The organism is Duganella violaceipulchra (genome assembly GCF_019166075.1).
GTDB classification, from domain to species: domain Bacteria; phylum Pseudomonadota; class Gammaproteobacteria; order Burkholderiales; family Burkholderiaceae_D; genus Rugamonas; species Rugamonas violaceipulchra.
On record NZ_JAHTGR010000001.1, the window covers coordinates 146,208 to 166,415 of the forward strand.

19 protein-coding genes are annotated in these 20,208 nt (G+C 65.5%); 9 read left to right on the forward strand and 10 right to left on the reverse strand.

What is annotated here, in order from left to right; all coding sequences use genetic code 11:
* The first annotated feature begins 2 nt into the window (after positions 1–2).
* Positions 3–1,235: a glycoside hydrolase family protein gene (locus tag KVP70_RS00585; protein ID WP_217940084.1), complete on the forward strand. Its 1,233-nt coding sequence runs from the start codon at positions 3–5 to the stop codon at positions 1,233–1,235.
* Positions 1,236–1,287: 52 nt separating this feature from the next.
* Positions 1,288–2,397, forward strand: coding sequence for an acyl-CoA dehydrogenase family protein (locus KVP70_RS00590; protein WP_217940085.1), 1,110 nt, complete (start codon positions 1,288–1,290; stop codon positions 2,395–2,397).
* Here the strand turns inward: KVP70_RS00590 and KVP70_RS00595 are convergent.
* From KVP70_RS00595 to KVP70_RS00615, 5 genes are all read right to left on the reverse strand, one after another.
* The gene (locus tag KVP70_RS00595; RefSeq protein WP_217940086.1) at positions 2,394–2,840 is read right to left on the reverse strand and encodes a hypothetical protein; all 447 of its coding nucleotides are present in this window, start codon (positions 2,838–2,840) and stop codon (positions 2,394–2,396) included. The genes KVP70_RS00590 and KVP70_RS00595 overlap by 4 nt on opposite strands.
* Positions 2,841–2,853: 13 nt before the next feature.
* Positions 2,854–4,146 carry an ATP-binding protein gene (locus KVP70_RS00600; RefSeq protein WP_217940087.1) on the reverse strand — a complete coding sequence of 431 codons (1,293 nt, stop codon included), beginning with the start codon at positions 4,144–4,146 and terminating at the stop codon, positions 2,854–2,856.
* A complete protein-coding gene (locus tag KVP70_RS00605) occupies positions 4,143–4,805 on the reverse strand; it encodes a response regulator (RefSeq protein ID WP_217940088.1) in 663 nt (220 codons plus the stop codon). Before KVP70_RS00605 ends, KVP70_RS00600 begins: the two co-directional genes overlap by 4 nt.
* 11 nt (positions 4,806–4,816) lie before the next feature.
* Positions 4,817–5,788, reverse strand: coding sequence for a beta-propeller fold lactonase family protein (locus KVP70_RS00610; RefSeq protein ID WP_217940089.1), 972 nt, complete (start codon positions 5,786–5,788; stop codon positions 4,817–4,819).
* Positions 5,789–5,882: 94 nt separating this feature from the next.
* Entirely contained in the window at positions 5,883–7,049 is a 1,167-nt protein-coding gene (locus KVP70_RS00615; RefSeq protein ID WP_217940090.1) for a 4-hydroxybenzoate 3-monooxygenase, read from the reverse strand.
* 125 nt (positions 7,050–7,174) lie between these two features.
* Between KVP70_RS00615 and KVP70_RS00620 the strand changes: the two genes are divergently transcribed.
* Positions 7,175–8,056, forward strand: a complete 882-nt coding sequence (locus tag KVP70_RS00620; protein ID WP_217940091.1) for a helix-turn-helix domain-containing protein — start codon at positions 7,175–7,177, stop codon at positions 8,054–8,056.
* A gap of 1 nt (position 8,057) precedes the next feature.
* Here KVP70_RS00620 and KVP70_RS00625 read toward each other — a convergent pair whose 3' ends face one another.
* Both KVP70_RS00625 and KVP70_RS00630 read right to left on the reverse strand, forming a co-directional pair.
* Positions 8,058–10,946: a ligand-binding sensor domain-containing diguanylate cyclase gene (locus KVP70_RS00625; RefSeq protein WP_217940092.1), complete on the reverse strand. Its 2,889-nt coding sequence runs from the start codon at positions 10,944–10,946 to the stop codon at positions 8,058–8,060.
* Between the two features lie 91 nt (positions 10,947–11,037).
* Positions 11,038–11,811, reverse strand: coding sequence for an IclR family transcriptional regulator domain-containing protein (locus tag KVP70_RS00630; protein ID WP_217940093.1), 774 nt, complete (start codon positions 11,809–11,811; stop codon positions 11,038–11,040).
* A 144-nt stretch (positions 11,812–11,955) separates the two neighbouring features.
* Between KVP70_RS00630 and pcaH the strand changes: the two genes are divergently transcribed.
* The 4 genes from pcaH to pcaCD are packed head-to-tail and all read left to right on the forward strand — an operon-like array spanning position 11,956 to position 15,864.
* A complete protein-coding gene (gene pcaH / locus KVP70_RS00635) occupies positions 11,956–12,648 on the forward strand; it encodes a protocatechuate 3,4-dioxygenase subunit beta (RefSeq protein ID WP_416053840.1) in 693 nt (230 codons plus the stop codon).
* 13 nt (positions 12,649–12,661) lie between these two features.
* Positions 12,662–13,183: a peptidase associated/transthyretin-like domain-containing protein gene (locus tag KVP70_RS00640; protein ID WP_217940095.1), complete on the forward strand. Its 522-nt coding sequence runs from the start codon at positions 12,662–12,664 to the stop codon at positions 13,181–13,183.
* An 18-nt stretch (positions 13,184–13,201) separates the two neighbouring features.
* Complete coding sequence (locus KVP70_RS00645; RefSeq protein ID WP_217940096.1) at positions 13,202–14,605, forward strand: lyase family protein; 1,404 nt, start codon at positions 13,202–13,204, stop codon at positions 14,603–14,605.
* The gene (gene pcaCD / locus KVP70_RS00650; RefSeq protein WP_217940097.1) at positions 14,602–15,864 is read left to right on the forward strand and encodes a bifunctional 4-carboxymuconolactone decarboxylase/3-oxoadipate enol-lactonase PcaCD; all 1,263 of its coding nucleotides are present in this window, start codon (positions 14,602–14,604) and stop codon (positions 15,862–15,864) included. The genes KVP70_RS00645 and pcaCD overlap by 4 nt, the downstream gene beginning before the upstream one ends.
* A gap of 8 nt (positions 15,865–15,872) precedes the next feature.
* Here pcaCD and KVP70_RS00655 read toward each other — a convergent pair whose 3' ends face one another.
* Genes KVP70_RS00655 through KVP70_RS00665 form a run of 3 tightly spaced genes read right to left on the reverse strand, consistent with a single transcriptional unit; the run spans position 15,873 to position 19,062 of the window.
* A complete protein-coding gene (locus KVP70_RS00655) occupies positions 15,873–17,060 on the reverse strand; it encodes an ABC transporter substrate-binding protein (RefSeq protein WP_217940098.1) in 1,188 nt (395 codons plus the stop codon).
* 11 nt (positions 17,061–17,071) lie between these two features.
* The gene (locus KVP70_RS00660; protein WP_217940099.1) at positions 17,072–18,034 is read right to left on the reverse strand and encodes a PDR/VanB family oxidoreductase; all 963 of its coding nucleotides are present in this window, start codon (positions 18,032–18,034) and stop codon (positions 17,072–17,074) included.
* Complete coding sequence (locus KVP70_RS00665; protein ID WP_217940100.1) at positions 18,031–19,062, reverse strand: aromatic ring-hydroxylating dioxygenase subunit alpha; 1,032 nt, start codon at positions 19,060–19,062, stop codon at positions 18,031–18,033. Before KVP70_RS00665 ends, KVP70_RS00660 begins: the two co-directional genes overlap by 4 nt.
* Positions 19,063–19,202: 140 nt before the next feature.
* On the opposite strand from KVP70_RS00665, the gene KVP70_RS00670 reads away from it, so the two are divergent.
* Positions 19,203–19,697 carry a MarR family winged helix-turn-helix transcriptional regulator gene (locus tag KVP70_RS00670; RefSeq protein ID WP_217940101.1) on the forward strand — a complete coding sequence of 165 codons (495 nt, stop codon included), beginning with the start codon at positions 19,203–19,205 and terminating at the stop codon, positions 19,695–19,697.
* A gap of 44 nt (positions 19,698–19,741) precedes the next feature.
* A complete protein-coding gene (locus tag KVP70_RS00675; RefSeq protein WP_217940102.1) occupies positions 19,742–20,203 on the forward strand; it encodes a cache domain-containing protein in 462 nt (153 codons plus the stop codon).
* Positions 20,204–20,208 lie beyond the last annotated feature (5 nt).

Sequence of the window (20,208 nt, forward strand, 5' to 3'; positions counted from 1 at the left end):
AGATGACTGCATTCACCATACGCCGCCGAGCCGGCGCGCTGGCGGCCGCGCTGCGATTCGTGCTGCCCGTTGCCTTGGTTGTATTGACGGCTTGCGTTGCCACACCAACCGCCCCGCCACACGGAACGCTGCTGGAGGATGTCTATTCCAGCTACCCGCGCCTGTTGCGTCAGACGCGCCACGGCGACGCCGCCCTGAACGGTCGCCTTCTGGCCAGCGTGACGGCGACCGAGAACGGCCAGCCGGCCGCCGCCTTCTACGCCAGCGATGACCAGGGCGGCAGTTTTAAGCGCATCAGTGCGATCGTCGATGCCGAATTTGCCAAAGGTCCCAAGGGCCGTTGCTGCGGCACGCTGTATGAGTTGCCGGTGCGGATAGGCGCCCTGCCGGCGGGCACCCTGCTGTATTCCGCGTCGGTCGGCGAATCGCGCTACGGCGTCGCCATGGAAAACCGCATCTACCAGAGCGGCGACGGGGGCGCGCACTGGCGCTACCTGTCCGCGTGCGGCACCGCGCGGATTCCAAAGAACCAGCAGACGTCGGGAATCTGGGAGCCGGAATTCGCCATCGCCCAAAGCGGTGAGCTGGTGTGCTACTACTCGGACGAGACGCTGGCCGGCCACTCGCAGGTGCTGGTGCAGATCACCAGCCGCGACGCCGTCCATTGGAGCGCGCCGAAGATCATCGTCGCCGGCGACGATCCCAATGCCCGCCCCGGCATGGCGGTCGTGCGCCGGTTGCCGAACGGCGGCTACCTGATGACCTACGAGAATTGCTACCTCGGCCCGTTGGACTGCTCGCTGCACATCAAGCGCTCGCCCGATGGCTTGGACTGGGGCGACCCGAACGATCCTGGCGACCGGCCGCAAACAGTCGCTGGTCAGTTTTTCCGCCACGCGCCGTCGCTCACCTGGATGCCTGTGGACGGCCGGCCACAGGGCATGGTTGTCGCCCTCGGCCAAATCCTGGTGGGCAGGGACGGCCAGCCGGATGCCGACGGCAACGGCAAGACCATGTTCGTCAATTCCGATCCGGATGTGCGTGGAACTTGGACTGCGGTGCCAACGCCCGTCGCATTGCAGCGGCCAGTTTTGCTGAGCAACGGCTGCCAGAACTACTCAAGCCCGTTACTTCCATCGGTAGACGGCAAACGCCTGGCGATGCTGCAAAGCGACGGTGCGGAAGACCCGACCTGTCGCACGCGCTTCGGCAGCGCAGCCATATCTCCGCGATGACAAGCTGTATTAATGCGAAAATGCTGGGAATCGACCTCTCCAGAAGCCCAGCATGCCCCAAACTTCCGCTCCCCCCCTCCTCGCGCGCGACGCCCGCCGCATCGAACGCTATGCGGCCATGGCCGATACCGCCCGTTTCCTGCACCCGATCCAGCAAGCCTTGCTACACCGGCGCGGCTGGCTCAGGATGCTGGCGCCGCGCGCCAGCGGTGGCGCCGAGCTGCCTTTGCCGCAAGCTGTGCGGCTGGAGGAAGCGGTTGCCGCCGTCGACGGCAGCATGGGCTGGGTGCTCACGCTGTGCGCGGGCGCGGGATGGTTCGCCGGCTTCCTGCCGCCGGCCCTGGCGCGCGACATCATCGGCGGCAAGCGTGTTTGCCTGGGTGGCAGCGGCGCGCCGACCGGCTACGCCGACCTGGATGGCGATGGGGAAGCCGCAGGGTTCCGCATCACCGGCCGCTGGGATTACGCCAGCGGCGCGCCCATCGCCACCCACTTCACCTTGAACGCTATCCTGCGCGAGGACGGCCAGCCGCTGCTGGACGAGCAAGGCGCGCCGCGCATCCGCGCTTTCCTGGTGCCGGCGGAACTGGTACAGATCGTGCCGTCCTGGGCCAGCATCGGCATGCGCGCCAGCGCCTCGCACAGCTACCGCATCGACGGCGTATGGGTGAGCAAGGAGCACGGCTTCACGATCAGCCCAGCCTCCGCCACGGCAGATGGTCCGCTGTATCGTTTTCCGTTTTATTCGCTGGCCTTCGTCACGCTAGCGGCCAATGTGGCCGGCATGGCGAGCCATTTCATGCAGTTGGCGCGGCCTTGCATCGGCCGCCGCCGTCACGCCCTCAAGAACATGCCACTGCTGGAGGTCCCCGAAGTCGCCGCACTACTATGCGACAAGGAGCTGGCCCACGCCAACGCGCGCGGGCACTTCTACGACGTGCTCGATCGCAGCTGGGCGCTGGTGGAAAACTGCACGCCGCTGACGGCCGACGACATGGAGGCGCTGCAGGCCAGCTCACTGGCGCTGGTGGCCGCGTCGCGCGCGGCGGTCGATGAACTGTATCCCTATTGCGGCCTGTACGCCGCTCACGAAGACAGCGCCATCAACCGCGTCTGGCGCGACTTCCACACCGCCAGCCAGCATTCGCTGTTGCTGCCCTAAACCAGCAGCAAAATAGCCGGTAGCAGCATGCCCGCGGCCAGCGTCAGTCCAACCGGGAGACGCACCCGCGGATTGCTGAACGCGATGTACAGTCCTGCCAGCGAGGATGCGCACAGGCCTATCGCCAAGGCCACCACGAACAGCTTCAGCGGCATGCTGGAATGCTCTTCCTCTTGCTTGGCTTCCGATTTCGGTTTGGCGTTTTCAGCCGGAGCGGCGTTCGCCGCCTTGCTGGCCTGCGGCTTCGGCGCAGGCGCTTCGTACAGCTCCTGATCCTGATGCAGCGACGCCATTGCCGCGATCCACGGATAGGTCGGCGGATCGCCGCGGTGCGCCCCCTTATGCAGATTGAAGGTCTGCAGCGCGCCAGAAAAAGCGAAAAACACTATGGCCGGTGTGAAGAACACACCAAGGTAACGGTGCAGTTGTCGTATCGTCGGCATTTCTCTATCCTCATCAAAAATAAACACTTACCACCAAACCTGCGCCGCCATTGCTAGTCAACTCAATCTCGGCGCCGTGGCCATCGACCACGTTCCTGACGATGGACAAGCCCAGCCCGCAGCCCCATACGGCATTTCCATCCGGGCGATAGAAGCGGTCGAACAGGCGCCCGCGCTCCGCCTCCGGCACGCCGGGACCGTTATCGGCCACCCGCAGATATGCCCTGCCGCGTTCCACGCCCGCGCTCACGTCCACTTGTCCGCCCCGCTGCGTGTAGCGCACCGCATTGTCGACCAGATTGCTGAGCATGACCGACAAGCCTTCGGGATGAACCGGCACCAACAGCGGATCGCCACTACCCGCCACGCCCAGGTCTATCCCGCGATTCTCCGCGAGGATGCTGTGATCGGCGACCACCTGCCGGGCCAGCGCCAGGACATCGGTCGGCACCAGCGTTGGCAAAGCCTGATGCTGCTCGTGGCGCGCCAATGTCAACAGCTGGTGCACCAGATGGGTCGAGCGGTCCAACCGCTCGTGCAATCGTTGGAAGGCAACGTTGCGCTGCTCATCGCTATCAGCTCGTTCGGCCAGTTGCAACTGCAATTTGAGCGCGGTCAGCGGCGAGCGCAGTTCATGCGCCGCGTCGGCGATGAAGCTGCGTTGGGCCGCCATCGCACTGTCTATCTTTTCCAGCAAGCCGTTTAACGCGACCACGATGGGCAGCAGTTCGGGCGGCATGCCGCCAGTCTCCAGCGGCTGCAACACGCCGGGCGAGCGGCCATGCACCGCCTGCGCCACCTGCTCCAACGGCCGCAGCGCCATTCCCACTACGATCCAGATCAGCGCCGCCAGCGCCGGCAACAGCAGCAACAAGGGCGGCACGATGCGCAGCGCCATCTTGGCCGCGATGCGCTGCCGCACCTTGAACGGCTGGGCGATCTGCATAAAGTAATCCGAGCGCGATTCGCTGTACACGCGCCAGCGCTCCCCTTGATAGGAGATGGTGCGGTAGCCCGACAACGACTGCCGTGGCAAGGCCTGCGCCGGTTCCGACATATACGCCGGCCTGCCGGTGCGGTCCCATACCTGGACCATTACCGCATCGTCCTGGTCATCGTCGCCGGGCAGTTGCACACCGTCGCCCAGATGCGGCGGCAAGGCCCACGCCACTTGGCGCAGGCGCAGGTCGGATTGTTCGTCGGCCTCGTGATCGGCGCGCTGGTAGACCATCAGGCCAGCGACCAGGGTGAAACAGAGCGTGCCAAACATCAGCCCCGCCAGCAGGCGTGCGCGGATCGACGTCATGCGACGCTGGCCAGCTTATAGCCGACGCCGCGTACGTTTTTGATAAATTCGCTGCCCAGCTTCTTGCGCAGATGGTGGATGTAGACGTCGATGGTATTGCTCTCGATTTCCTCGCCCCAGCCGTAAATTTTTTCCTCCAGCTGGGCCTTGGAAACCACGCTACCCGGCACATCGAGCAAGGCGCGCAATAGGGCGAACTCGCGCGAGGACAGGTGCAGCGCCGCGCCGTTGAACGTGGTCTCGTGCGCGGCCAGGTTGACACTGAGCGCGCCATGCGTGACCAGGGAATGAAGATGGCCGCCGCGCCGGCGCAACACGGCGCGGATGCGGGCCAGCAGTTCGTCCAGGTCGAAGGGTTTGACCAGATAGTCGTCGGCGCCGGCATCCAGGCCTTCCACGCGCGACGCCGTGGCATCGCGCGCGGTGACAATCAACACCGGCGTCTGGCCGCCCTGCGCCCGCAGGCGCTTCAGCACATCCATCCCCTGCCGCCGCGGCAGGCCCAGGTCCAGCACCAGCAAGTCGTAGATATCCTGACGCATCGACAACTCGGCAGCCACGCCGTCACGCACCCAGTCGACCGCATAGCGTTCGCCGCGCAGCGCTTCGAGCATGCTCTCGCCGATCATCGGATCGTCTTCCACCAATAGCAGGCGCATGGTCAGTCAGCTCAGGGAGTGGCCACGACAACCGTGTAGTGTTTGTCCACCACGGTCGGTAGATACAGCGTGCCGCTTTCATGGTCCATGGCCATGGTGCGCGCGCCTTTTTCGGTGTGCAGCGTCACCGCCTTGGCGTAATGGTCGGCGTTGTCCTGGTGGATGACGCTGAGCGTGCCGTCGCCATTGGAAGAAAACACGGTGGCGCTGGCGGCGTCGAACACCACCGCATCGGAATGCTGGCCGATGGCGGCGCGCGCCACCGCCTTGCCGTTGCTGGCGTCGGTGATTGCCAACACGCCGTTCTGGCAGGCCGAGAACAGGCGCTGGTGTGCGGCATCGAGCGCCAGGCCGGTTGGTTCCTCGCATCCGATCAACGGCCAGCGCGCAACCTGGCGGTCGCCGGCGATGTCGATCACCGCGACCTCGCCCTTGTCCTCGATGTTGACGTAGATACGCTTGCCGTCGGTGACCGCGAATTCCGGCTTGCCGCCGACGGCAATGGTCGCCTTCAATGTCATCGTCGCAGCGTCGAACACTGAGATGTTGTTGGTTTTGCCGTTGAAGGCGTAAAGCTTGCCGCTGCCCTCATCGAACAGGATGGCGTCGGGATTGGCGCCCGACACCTTCACTTCCTGGCGGGTTTGCAGCGTCGCCAGGTCGAACACGACGATGCTGTTGCCGCCGCCGCTGCTAGCAAAGCCCAGGTTGAGCTTTTGCGCAAACGCCACGCCGTGCGCGCTTTGCAGGCCGCTGATCTGGCCGGCCACTTTGCCCGACGGCAGATCGAGCACCTGCACGCGATCGCCACGCGTCATGAACAGGCGATGGCGCACAGGATCGACTTCAAGATAGTCCCAGCGGCCTGCCTGGTCCAGCGTCCAGGTCTGCCGTACGCTGTAATCGGCCGCATGGGCGGAAGGCAGGGTTGCGGCCAGCAGCAGGCCAAGTGACAGCAGCATGCTCGATATCGTTGTTTTCATTGCATTTTGCCGAAGTGAGTGAGAGTCGCAGTGTATTGCAGCCTTTATTAAGCGACTATTAACCCCGGCATTTTCGCACGAATGGCGTGGCCCCTCAGAATGCGCCGACGTAGTTTTCCGCCAGCGCCGTCGCCATCGCCCGTGAGCTGACCACGCATTCCAGTTCGGCGCGCTGCACCTCGCGCTGGAACGGCGTGGCGTCGGCGAAAGTGTGCAACAGGCTGGTCATCCACCACGAGAAGTATTCGGCGCGCCAGACGCGCTTCAACGCCGCCGCCGTGTAGCCTTGCAACCGCTCCTCGCTGCCCTGGCGGTAGAACTGCTCCAGCCCCTGCGCCAGCAACGCCACGTCCGACACGGCCAGGTTCATGCCCTTGGCGCCGGTGGGTGGCACGATGTGCGCAGCGTCGCCAGCCAGGAACAGGCGGCCCGACTGCATCGGCGTCGATACGAAGCTGCGCATGCCGATGATATTTTTCTGAAAGATGTGGCCTTCGTTGACGCGCCAGCCTTCGTTGTTCTCCAGGCGCGCGTGCAGCTCGGCCCAGATGCGGTCATCCGACCAGTTGTCGACGTGGTCGGCCGGATCGCACTGGAAGTACAACCGCTGCACGGTCGGCGTGCGCGTGCTGACCAGCGCGAAGCCGCGCTCGTGGCGCGCATAAATCAGTTCGTCCGACGATGGCGCCGATTCCACCAGCACGCCAAACCACCCGAACCCGTAATCGCGCTTGAAGTCCTGCCGTCCTTGTCCCGGCATCGCCGGCCGCGCCACGCCGTGATAGCCATCGCAACCGATGACGAAATCCGCCTCGATGCGCGCCGCCTCGCCGCGATGGATGAAGTTCACCGATGGCGCGGCGGTGTCGACGCCATGCAACTCGACGCCGTTGACTTCGAACAGCAACTGCCCCTGCGCCGCCAGCCGCGCCGCCACCAGGTCCTTGATCACTTCATGCTGCGGGTAGACGGTGATGGCCTTGCCCGTCAATTCGGTCAGGTCGATCCGGTGGCGCCGGCCGCCGAATGCCAGCTCTATGCCGTGGTGCAGCGCGCCTTCGGCCTGCATGCGGGCGCCGACGCCGGCGTTGTTGAGTATGTCCATGGTGCCTTGTTCCAGCACGCCGGCCCGGATGGTCGCTTCGATCTCGGCCTGGGTGCGCGATTCCAGCACGATCGATTCGATGCCGTTCAGATGCAGCAGATGGGATAGCAGCAGGCCCGCTGGGCCGGCGCCGATGATGGCTACCTGGGTACGCATGGTGTCTCCGTTATGGTGTTAGTGTGCAGCCATCGTAGCGCCGGCCCGCCGCAAAAAAAATGGATGAAACTTCCTAAAACTTGTACTATTTCGACACTCCATCCTTTTCATCCGAACCCGCCTCCATGCCACGCCACGCTAAACCCGCACTGCCCGACGTCCCGCAATTTGGCCTGTACGGCGAGCAAACAAGGGGTGACAATGCCGAATTCGTGCACATCGAGCTGATCGAAACCCGTAGCCGGGTACACCACTGGCATATCGAAAAACACACGCACAGCGGACTGTTTCAGGTACTTTTCCTCTACGGCGGCGAGGTCCGCGCCAGCGTCGACGACGCCGTCTGGGAATGCAGCGCGCCGACCGCCATCACGCTTCATCCGTCGGTGGTGCACGGCTTCGACTTCTCGGCGGAGGCGCACGGCTATGTGCTGACGGTGGACCAGAACGTGATGTACGCGGGCCACGGCGACCTGTATTCCTCGCTGTTTGTGGAGCCCTTGGCGATCGACCTCTCGGGCCAGCCGGAGCTGCATGCGCGCCTGGAATCGCTGCTGCAAAACCTGTTGACGGAGGCGGCCTGGCCGCAGTACGGTCACAATCTGATGTTGGAGTGGCTGGCGCGCAGCGCCTTGCTGCTGCTGGTGCGCCTGCATGCGGAACGCCGCCTGGCCGACCAGTCGGGCCGCAGCGATTTTGAATTGTTCAGCCGCTTTCGCGCGGAGGTGGAGCGGCGCTACAAGGAGCAGTGGCAGGTCGGCCAGTATGCCGAAGCGCTAAGGGCCACGCCGACACGGCTCAATCGGTTGTGCCTCAAGTTGTCCGGCAAATCGGCGTTCGACATCACCCAGGACCGGCTGATGCTGGAAGCCTGCCGCAAGTTGACCTATCTGCCGGCCAGCATCGCCAGCATCGCCTACGAGCTGGGATTCCAGGACCCGGCCTACTTCAGCCGCCTGTTCAAGAAGCGCATGGGCCTGACACCCAAGGCCTTCCGCGGCGGCTGACTCAGGCCCCGCCGCCGTCGAAGACGACGCGGTTGCGGCCCAGAGCCTTGGCGCGGTACAAGGCCGCGTCGGCGCGCCCGATCAGCTCCAACGGCGCCAGCGGCTTGGCCGGATCGAATTCCGCCACGCCGAAGCTGGCCGTGACATCGATGGCCTGGCCGTCGTCCAGCGGCACCGGCGCCGCTTCGATCACGCGCCGCAGGCGCTCAAGCTGCGCCACGCCGCGCGCCTGGTCCAGCTCCGGCAAAAGCAGCAGGAACTCCTCGCCGCCGTAGCGCCCCACCAGGTCGCTGGAACGCACGGCGCCGCCGAGACGCGCCACCACTTCGCGCAGCACGCTGTCGCCGGCCAGGTGGCCGTAGGTATCGTTAACGCGCTTGAAGTGGTCCAGGTCCAGCAGGACCACCAGGAAAGGCCGCCGCAACTGGCTGCCGCGCAGCACCGCCTCCTCCAGGTATTCCATCATCGCGGCGCGGTTCCATGCCTTGGTCAGGCCGTCCTGCGTGGCCTGCAACCGCAGCGCGTCCTGCGACTGTTCCAGCTCCTGCGTGCGTTCCCGCACCAGTTCCCGCACCAGCTTCTCCATGCGCGCATTCCTGCGAGTCAGCGCCCGTATGCGATAGCGGTGGAAAGTGACGATGGCACCCGTCAAAGCCAAGATGCACAGCAGATAGAACGTCGTAGTCCGCCACCATGGCGGGGTGACCGTGAAGCCGATCTCGCGCAAGGCGGGCGTCGTTCCCGTGTCCACGTCCGTCACCCCGAACTGCAGGCGGTAGCTGCCCGGCGCCAGCGAGGCATAGCGGATATCGGGCGTCGCCGACAGCGACCATCCCTGTTCCAGTCCTTCCAGCCGGTAGCGGAAGCGCAACCCGCCACGGTGCTGATACGTCAGGCTGGCCAGGCTGAAATTCAACGCCTTGTCGGTCCACGGCAAGGACGCCCCATCTTGCAAGCCGATATGCTGGCCGTCGCGCATGACTTTTTCCAGCACGGCGTCCACGGCCGGCAGCGGAAACAGGCGCTCCGGGTGCAGGATGTGCGATACGCCGTTGCTGGTGGCAACCCACATGGAACCGTCGGCGTCCTCATAAAACCCGCGTCCGTTCACGTCGTTCCAGACCAGGCCATCCTCCTGGTCCAGCCGGCGCAACTGCTCGCCGTTGCGCACCACGATGCCGGCGTCGGTGCCTACCCACAGCCAGCCGCGGCGATCGACGTGCAGGGCCATGGCGGCCAGGCCCTTCAAGCGCGCCGCCGGCTGCCGCTCCAACCCGCGCTTGCCCAACCAGGCCTGCCATACGCCGCTCCCGGAGCTACCTATCCAGAGCCTGCCATCGGGCGCGCAGCCGATCGACCAGAAAGCGTCGGTGCCGTTCGCCTCCAGCAGCTTGTAGCGCTCCCACCGCTGCCGGTCATAACGCAGCAACAGATGTTCGCTGACAAACCACTGTTCACCCTTGGCGTTCTGGCAGCTGTCGGCGACGGCCTCGTCGGACAGATCGCCCACGGCGGCCAAGCCTGGCGCCAGTTTGGGCTGGCCGCCCAGTTCGGGGTGCTCCAGCATATACACGCCGTTGTTCGTGCCGATCCACAGCACGCCATCGCGGTCCGTGCGCAGGTGCAGGATCGGCGGCAGCGTCGCCACCAGCACCTCGGTCCCGGCCGAGGCATCATGACGGTACAGCAGACCGGGATAAGTTCCAGACCAAACCCGGCCGCCACGATCCACCGCCTGATCGGCCCACTGGTGATCGGCATGCGCGGCGATCGGGCGCAGCGCACCCTGCTCCATCAACGCCGGCCCGGAACGGGTGCCGACATGCACGCGCCCCTGGCCGTCGCGCGCGAACGACAGGATGACGTCGTCCTGCAAGCCCTGGACGGAGCTCCAGTTTTCCCATTGGCCGTAGCCGCGCCACTGGGCCAGGCCCCGGCCGCGCGTGCCTATCCACAGGCCGCCGTCGCGATCGGCCAGCGTGACATCGACCCCGCCCGCGCTTTGCAGGCCATTGCGTGGGCCGAACAGCTCCCAGCGGCCGTCGCGCCAGCGCGCCAGGCCGGCATCGGTACTGGTGAGCACAGCCTGCGCGGCGTCGCTGTGCAGCGCCGACATCTGGGACATCTTGTGCATCACGTCACCCGGCGGCGCACGGTCGGCGAACCGGGGCGCGCCAGGCGCCAGCGCGATGACGGCATGTTCGCCCCTGCTCCACAGCGTGCCGTCGGCGGCCTGCAGGATGTTCCACCAGACGCTGGCCGGCACACCGGACGCGCCGTCCCATACCGTGACGCCGGCGGCGGCACTGCGGCATAGCGATGTGCCGCATCCCAGCCAGACGCCCTTGGCGTCCGCGCTGACGCTGGCAATATCCCCCAACATGGGCTGGCGCTCGATCTGCTGCTCTGAGAAATAGGGTTCGATGACAGTGTCGCCCTGCTTGTCCGTCAGCCGGTACAGATGCCGGGCGCTGACGAACAGCAGCGCGCCGTCATGCGCGATGGCGAACATCTGGCCGGGCCAGATCGACAGGTGCTTGCCCTGATACTGCAGCGGCACCAGGCGCGCGCCGTCCCGCCGGTACAGGCCTTCATTGGTCCCCACCCATAGCCGCTCGCCTTGCACCAGCAGGGCCGTGATCCCGGTTTGCAGCAATCCCTGCTCTCGCCCGAAGCGCTCGAAGCGGGCGCCGTTGTAGCGGAACAGGCCATTCTCGGTGCCCACCCAAAGGTAGCCGGTGCTGTCCTGGGCCAGCGCGGTGACGCTCAGATTACCCAGGCCATCCTGCTGCCCGAAGTACCGCAGCGGCAGTTGCTGCGCGCGCGCCGTGCCGAGACACAGCAGGCAGACCAGCGTCCTGCCCAAGGCGAGGCGCGTCCATTGGTTCAATATCATTTCGGCATAGGTGTGGTCGGTCGATGAATCTATCCTAAACAGTATTGCCGATTTGCAATGACGACGCAACTGCGCATGCACCGCTTTACAACAGCGCGTTCAATTCCACCTGCATCTTGATCAGCGCCGGCAGGCAGCGCTCCACCATCTGCTCGCGCGGCATGCGGCCCGCATGCACGCTGATGTTCATCGCCGCCACCACCTCGCCCCGGAAATTTTTCAGCGGCACGGCGATGGTGCGCAAGCCCAGTTCCAGCTCCTGGTCCACCAGCGCGTAGCCTTGCGCGCGGGCGCGGGCGATCTCCAGTGCCAGGCGCTCCTTGCCGACGATGGTGTGCTCGGTGATCCGCTCCGGCTGCGCGCGTTCGAGGAAGGCGTCGATCTGCGGCTGCGGCAGGTACGCCAGCAGCACGCGGCCGTTGGCGGTGCAGTAGGCCGGCACGCGGGTCCCCGGCTGCAGCGTCACCGACACCAACTGCCCGGCGCTGACCGCCGCCACGCACACCAGCTGATCGTGATCGAGCACGCCGACCGACGCCGCCTCGCCCAACGCGTAGGCCAGCCGGTACAACAGCGGCTGCACAATGCGCGGCAGGCGCGCCGAATGCAGGTAGGACTGGCCGAGCCGCAGCACCATCGGCGTCAGCGCGAACAGCTTGTTCTCATGCCGCATATAGCCCAGATGCGTGAGCGTGATCAGGTAGCGGCGCGCCGCCGCCCGTGTCAGGCCGGTGCGCTCGGCGACTTCGGCGATGCTCAGGCGGCTGCGTTCCTGGTCGAAGGCGGCGATCACCAGCAGGCCTTTTTCAAGGCCGGCCACCAGGTCGCGCTGGGCCGGCACGTCGTCTTCGGCTGTCATAAGGAAGAAATTGAGTGATTTGTGCGAGTATCGCACAAAATGTGCGGATAGCGGAGATCACCCGCCTGGCACGTATTGTGACGCGCGGCCGCCTTCCCTACCATGGTCTCCATTCAAACGACAACAACCATCAGGAGACCAGCCTTGAACTTCGATGTCATCCCGTCCGGCGTCTACCCGGAACTGATCTATCCGCCCTACAAGTCCACGCTCAAGCGCGGCCCCACCCGGCCGCTGCTGCGCATCCACGCAGACCAGCCGGTGCAGGACAATGTGATCGCGTCACCACGCATCCTGCTGCCGAACGATATGGACCTGACGGCGCACGGCCACGGCGCACCGCTGGGCGAGAAGATCGTCGTCACCGGCCGCGTGGTCGACGAGGGCGGCAAACCGGTACGCAATTCGCTGCTGGAAGTCTGGCAGTGCAATTCGGCCGGCCGCTACTGGCACAAGAAGGACCAGCACGACGCGCCGCTCGACCCGAATTTCTATGGCATCGGCAAGATGATGACCGACGACGACGGCCGCTACCGCTTCGTCACCATCAAGCCCGGCCCCTACCCGTGGGGCAATCACGAGAAAGCCTGGCGCCCGGCACACATCCACTTCTCCTTGTTCGGCAACGTGTATGCGCAGCGCCTGGTCACGCAGATGTACTTCCCCAGCGATCCGCTGTTCGACTACGATCCGATTTTCCAGAGCATCCCGGACCTGGCCGCGCGCCAGCGCCTGATTTCCCGCTACAGCCTGGAACACACCGACAGCGACAAGATGCTGGGCTATGAATTCGATATCGTGCTGCGCGGCCGCGACGCCACGCCCATGGGCATTTAAAGGAGCTATCCGCATGAGCCACATCACCACCTCACAGACCATCGGACCGTTCTCGCATGCAGCCTGGCAGTGGGCGGTCGACGCCAGCGCCGCCGGCCAGCTGGAAACCAGCGCCGCCACCATCACCATCAGCGGCATCATCTACGACGGCGACGGCACGCCGATCAACGACGCCCAGATCGAAGCCTGGCAACCGGAAGCCGCCGGCGCGGAAGCGGCGCAGGCGCTGCCCGGCTTCCGCCGCGTGCCCAGTGGCGAGCAGGGAGAATTCAGCCTGCGCTTGTCGCAGTGCGCGCCGCCGGCCAACGGCACGCCGGCCACTTTCATCACCGTGTTCGCGCGCGGCCTGGTCAAGCACCAGTTCACCGCCGTGTTCCTTGAAGACGATGCCGGCCTGGCCACGTCGGCGATACTGCAGCAGGTGCCGGCCGCGCGCCGCCCAACGCTGATCGCCCGCAAGACGGCGCCGGGGGTCTATTATTGGGACATCTGGATGCAGTCCGATAAAGAGACCGTGTTCTTCGACTATGCCTGACCTGCCAGCGGAGTTCTCTTGAGCGTATCCATCTTCGACAGTTTTCTCACCACGCCGGACATGATCGCCGTCTTCGATGACGCCGCGATCGTCCAGGCCATGCTGCGTTTCGAGCAAGCCTTGGCGGAAGCCCAATCCCGGCAAGGCATGCTGCCGCCCGAGTCGGCGCGCGCCATCGCCGGCGTCTGCAACGCGCAGCTGTACGACATCCCGGCCATCGTCAGCGCCGGCCGGCGCGCCGGCAGCCTGGCCATCCCGCTGGTGCGTGAACTGACGCGCACCGTGGCGCTGTACGACGCCGAGGCGGCCGCGCGCGTCCATTGGGGCAGCACCAGCCAGGACGTGATCGACACCGCCATGGTGCTGGCCACGCGCGACGCGCTGCAACTGCTGGACGACGGCCTGCACGACCTGACCGGGCGCCTGCTGGTCTTGGCGGACCAGCATGCGGCAACGCCGGTGCTGGCGCGCACGCTGATGCAGCCGGCGCAGGTAAGCAGTTTCGGTTTCAAGATCGCCGGCTGGCTGGCGCCGCTGGTGCGGGCGCGTGCGCGTCTGCGCGAGTGCGCCGCGCGCGCGCTGCAGCTGCAGCTGGGTGGTGCGGTCGGCACCCTGGCCGTGATGGGCGAACAAGGCGCAGCCGTGGCGGCGCTGGTGGCGGCCGGTCTGGGCCTGAAGCTGGCGGATGCGGCCTGGCACACGCAGCGCGACGAGTGGGTGCGGCTTGGATTGGAGGTGGCGGTACTAACCGGCAGCATGGGCAAGATCGCCACCGACATCAGCCTGATGGCGCAAGGCGAGATCGCCGAACTGGCCGAGCCATCCGGCAATGGCCGTGGCGGTTCTTCCGCCATGCCCCATAAACGCAATCCAGTTTCGGCCATGATCGCGCTGGCCGCCGCAACGCGCACGCCGCAGCACGCCGCAGCGCTGCTGGCCAGCATGGGACAACAGCATGAACGCGGCCTGGGTAACTGGCAGGCCGAACTCGCCGAATGGCCAGGCCTGTTCCTCAGCGCGCACGGCGCGTTGCAGGCGCTGAACGACGCCTTCGCCGGCCTGCACGTTGATGCCGCGCGCATGCTGCGCAATATCGACGCCTTGCAGGGACTGGTGTTTGCGGAGGCGGCGTCGGCCTGGCTGGCTGCCGCCATCGGCCGTCCGGCAGCCCACAGTCTGCTGGAAGAAATGAGCGCCGAGGCGCTGGCCGGAGGACGCAATCTGGCCGAGGTGCTGTCCGAAGCGGTGCAGGCAGACAAACATCTGCGCGCACAGGTAAACCAGGCCGCACTGGCATCGATCTTCGATCCGGCCACCGCCGCCGGCCCGGCCCAGCGCCTGGCGTTGCGGCAGCTGCAGGCCCTGCGCAAGGAGATCGCCGCACTGAACTCCACCCCATTCCATCACAAGGCATCCACATGAGCTTCGATCCCATCGACCACGACTTCGAGCGTGGACTGAACAACCGCCGCGCCATCCTCGGCGACACCTGGGTGGATAAATCCCTCGCCAATGCCAACAGATTCAACGCAGAGTTCCAAAACATGATCACGCGCTTCGCGTGGAACGATATCTGGGGCCGTCCCGGCCTGGAGCAAAAGACCCGGCGGGCGATGGTCCTCGCCACCACCATCGCGCTGGGCCGGTGGGAAGAATTCGAACTGCACACACGCGCCGCGCTGCTAGGCGATGCCGCGAACCGCCTGTCACCCGACGAACTGAAGGAAGTGCTGATGCAGTCGGCGATCTACGCCGGCGTCCCAGCCGCCAACACCGCTTTCGCGCATGCGCTGGCGATACTGCGCGAGGTCGGGCCGCAGATCGGCTACACGCTGGAGCCGATGGCGCCGGCCGCAGCGAGCCATCCCGGCATCGGCCGCGAGGGCCGCAGCAACGGCCAGCCTGCGCTGCACTACACGGTGCGCGAGCCGCGCAACTGCAAGGCTCCGCGTCACACGCTGGTGCTGAGCCACGCCCTGGGCTGCGACCTGACGATGTGGGACAGTCTGGCAAACCAGCTGGCGGCGGACTGCCGCGTGATCGCCTATGACCACCGCGGCCATGGCGGCTCGGCCGCGCCGCAAGGCTTGTACAGCACGGCCGACCTGGCCGACGACGCTGCCGCCCTGCTGCGCGAACTCGATACCGGACCAGTGGTTTGGGTGGGCCTGTCGATGGGCGGCATGGTCGGCCAGGAGCTGGCGCTGCGCCATCCGTCGCTGGTGCGCGCCCTGGTGCTGGGCAATACCACTTCCCGCTATCCCGAGGCGGCGCGCGAAGCGTGGCAGCAGCGCATCGTCACCGTGCGCGAACAAGGCATCGCGGCGATTGCCGACGCGGTGATGGGACGCTACTTCCACGACGCCTTCCGCGCCGACCATGCAGCCACCGTCGCTCGCTTCCGTCGCCGCCTGCTCAGCACAGACAGCACCGGCTATATGGGCTGCTGCAATGCGGTCGGCACGATCGACACCACCGAACGACTCGGCGCCATCGCCGTGCCGACGCTGGTCCTCGCCGGTGAGCTGGACCAGGGCACGCCGGTCAGCATGTCCGAGACCGTAAAAGAAGCCATCCCAGGTGCGGAGCTGGTCGTACTGCCCAACGCGTCGCACCTGGGCGCGGTCGAACAGCCGGCGCTGTTCGCGTCGGCCGTCGCCAGCTTCATCGCCGGCTTGTAGATCCGCCGCTACACGCCCGGGTCGCGCACCTTGTCGGCCTGGTCGAACTCGATGTTGTAGAAGGAGCCGGCGCTGGCTTCGGCCTTGCGGATGTACACGGTCTGCACGATATCGCGGCTGGCGGCATCGATGCTGACCGGGCCGCGCACGCTGGTCCACGCCATGCCCTTCATCGCCGCCAGCAGCTTGTCGCTGTCGCTGTCGCCGTGGGTCTGCTTGAGCGCCTGATACAGCAAGTGCATGCCGTCGTAGGCGCCCACCGAATGGAAGTTGGGCCGCATGCCCGGGTTGGCCTTGCCGAAGGCTTCCACATACGCCTTGTTCTCGGCCGATGGATGCGCTGCCGAGTAGTGATGGCTGCTGACCACACCAGCGGCGGCCGGGCCGATGCTGGCCATCAGGTCGTCGTCCAGCACATCGCCGGTGCAGATCAGCCGTATGCCGGCGGCGGCCAGCCCGCGTTCAGTGAACTGCTTGAGCACTGCGGCGCCCTCGCCCGACGGCACAAACACGAACAGCGCATCCGGCTTCAGGTCGCGCACCCGCGCCAGGAACGGCGCGTAGTCCGGGTTGCGCAGGGGTGCGCGCAGGCTGTCGACCACCTTGCCGCCGCCTTCGAGCAAACCTTTGACGAATACCTTTTCCGCATCCAGCCCCGGACCGTAGTCGCTGACCAGCGTCACCGCGCTCTTGATCTTGTTCTTGACCGCCCATTGCGCCATCGGCGCCGTCACCTGCGCCAGCGTGAAGCCGGTACGCACGATGTACGGGGATCGTTGCGGCACGGCCGACGCAGCGGCGGCCATCACGATCATCGGCACCCTGGCCTGCGTGGCAACCGGCGCGGCGGCGAAGGCCAGCGGCGTCAGGCCGAAGCCGGCCAGCACCTGCACCTTGTCACGCGAAACCAGTTCCTGCGCCAGCCGCTTGGTCACGTCCGGGGCGACGCCGCCATCGTCCTTGAGGATGATCTCGATCTGGCGGCCGGCGACGCTGGCGCCGTTCTGCCGCATGAACAGCTTGACCGCCGCCTCGATCTGGCGGCCGGTGGAAGCGAACGGGCCTGACATCGGCACGATCAAACCGACTTTCAGCGGCTCGGCGGCGGCCGTGGCGACATTGGGCAGTACGCCGGCCGACAGGGCGGCGGCGCCCAGCAACAACTGGCGGCGTTGGTGATTGATATGTCCTGACATGGTGTCTCCTTTTATAGGTCCAGCAACAGCGTGCCGGTTTTGGAACGTGAACAACAAGGGGTGAACTGGTCGTTGGCGGCTTGTTCCGATTCGTCCAGGTACAAGTCACGGTGGTCCGGCACGCCGTCCAGCACGCGCGTCAGGCAGGTGCCGCACACGCCCTGCTCGCAGGAAGCGGGGATGAACACGCCGGCCTCAGCCAATACACGCAATACGGTGCTGTCGGAGGGGATGGCGTAGACCTTGCCGCTGGAGGCCAGCTTCACCTCGAACGGCTGGTCGCCGCCGGCGGCCGGCGCAGCGGCGGCGCCGAAGTATTCGAGATGCAGCTGGTCCTGCGGCCATAGCTGCGCCTTGGCCGTGGCCTTGACATGGGCGATGAATCCGGCCGGCCCGCACAGGTAGATGTGAGTCTTGCGGTCCAGTTGCGCCAGCAGCGCCGGCAAGTCCAGCTTCTGCGCCGCGTCACCGCTGTCGTAGTGAAAGTGCACCTGCGGCGCAAACGGCGCGGCCGTGATGCGCTGACGGAACGCGGTGCGTTCGGGCGAGCGCGCACAGTAGTGCATCTCGAACGCGGCGCCGCGAGCCGACAACGCTTCGGCCATCGCCAGGATGGGCGTGACGCCGATACCGCCAGCCAGCAGCAGGCTGCACTCGGCTTCGACCAGCGGAAAATGATTTTTCGGTGCGCTGATCTGCAGCGTGGCGCCGGCCTGCACTTCGTCGTGCATGGCCTTGGAGCCGCCGCGTGACGACGGGTCGCGCAGCACGCCGATCAGGTAGCGATGCCGTTCCTGTGGCGGATTGCACAGCGAATACTGCCGCACCAGGCCAGCGCCAACGTGGACGTCGATGTGCGCGCCCGCCGTGAAGGGCGGCAGCGGCGCGCCGTCGGCACTGACCAGTTCATAGGAGCAGATATCCTCAGCTTCCACTTGACGGCGTTCGACCCGCACTTGCAACAAGCCGGTCATGCGCCCTGCTCCTTCGCCAGCCACTGGTCCAGCACGCGGCGCGACTGCACACCGCCGGCGTCGATATTCAGCATCAGCAGCTTGCGGTCGGGATGGCGCAGGATGTTGGCCTGCTGTAGCTCCAGCATCTCCCGGTCCTCGCCGAAGATCTTGCCCTGGCCGGTGCGGATGGTATCGGTCAGCTCCCGGTCTTCCGGCTTGAAATTGCGGGCCATGCCCCAGAAGTACCAGTGCGAGGTCTCGGTTTCCGGCGTGATGAAATCGACCACGATGCTCGACGCCTTGTGCTCAGGCGCGGCGTCGTAGCCTCCCTTGCCGGCATGCGCCACGCCGACCTCGATCATCACATGGCTGGGCGCCGTGAAGCGGCAGATCTGCCAGCGGTCCACCGGCACGTCGTCGGCCAGGCCGTTACCGCGCAAGGCCGCACGCCAGAACGGCGGCGCCATGATGTTCTCCATATAGCGGCTGGTGATCACCTCCTCACCTTCGACCTTGGTGCTGACCGGCGCCTCATCGATCTCCTTCTGGCCGATGCTCGACGCGTGCACATAGGTCTCATGCGTCAGGTCCATCAGGTTGTCGATCATCAGGCGGTATTCGCAGTTGATGTGATACAGGCCGCCGCCGTAGGCCCAGGCGGGATTGTCCGCCCATTCCAGATGATGGATCAGCGCCGGATCGGCCAGTTCGCGTTCGCCGGTCCAGACCCAGATAAAGCCGTAGCGCTCCTCCACCGGATAGCTGCGGATGCAAGGGAAGCCGCGCACGCGCTGGCCCGGCATGCTGACCACCTTGCCGTCGCAGCCCATCTCCAGGCCGTGATAGCCGCACACCAGCTGGCCGTCGCGGACAAAGCCCAGCGACAGCGGCGCGCCGCGGTGCGGGCAAAAGTCCTCCACGGCCGCCACCTTGCCCTCCGCGCCGCGATAGAACACGATCTTCTCGCCGCAGATCTGCCGCCCCAGCGGCTTGCCATCGATTTCATCCGGCGTGCAGGCCACATACCAGGTATTTTTTGGGTACATCTCGTCTCCTTGTTCCATTTTCAGTTTATATTCAGTGTACTGAATGTTGTAAAGTATAGACCGGAAATCCACAAAGTAAACGCCCCGACCAGATTCTTTTTACGTTGCACCGCAACGGCAACAACCGCAGAGGCCATGCAATGCCAGACACAGAGAGCAAATTGATCAACCTGTACGAACATCCCGGCCACTTGCTGCGCCGCGCGCAACAGATCTCGGTGTCGATTTTTTACGATGAGATGGGAGAAGAGCTGACGCCAGTGCAGTACGCGATGCTACGTAACCTGGAAAGCCACGCGGGCATCGACCAGGTATCGCTATCGGCCATCAGCGGCATCGACACCTCGACCGGCGCCACCGTCTGCGCCCGGCTGGAGGAAAAGGGACTGCTGACACGGACTGTGATTCCGACCAACCGCCGTCAGCGCTCCCTCACCATCACCGGCGCCGGCGAGCAGTTGCTGAGCGACCTGATACCCGGCTCCCAGCGTTTGCGGCGCCGTTTGCTGGCGCCGTTGTCCAGCACAGAGCAGCTGCAATTCATGGCGCTGCTGACCAAGCTTGTGCGGGAAAACAACGAGCAAAGCCGCGCACCGCTCACGGATGGCGTGCCGGCCCCGCGCGAGGTAAGCTAATCGTGGCACACATGAATGCCACGATCATCAAAACAGGAGACGCAATGAAACGCTACGTAATCGCCGGCTTGACCGCCATGCTGCTTGCCCCCGCCCTGCCCGTCCTCGCGCAAACCGCCACCAAGGCCGACGCCATTGCGCTGGTCGACAAGGCCGTCGCGAATATTCAGAAAAAAGGGATAGAACAGGCGTGCAAAGACTTCGCCGATCCAAAGGGCGGCTTTATGCAGGGCGACCTGTATGTGTTCGTGCAGGACGCGCAGATGATGATGGTCTGCCACGCCGCCACGCCCAAGATGAACGGCAAGGACATGTCGCAACTGAAGGACGCCAACGGCAAGAAGTTCGTGCAGGACATGCGGGATGTGGCCCAGTCGAAGAAACCCGGCTGGGTCGATTACGTCTGGGTCAATCCCGTCACCAAGGCGCTTGAAGACAAGACCTCGTATATCCGCCAGGCCGAGGATAAATACACCGTCGGCGCCGGCATCTACAAGCCTAAATAAAGCGC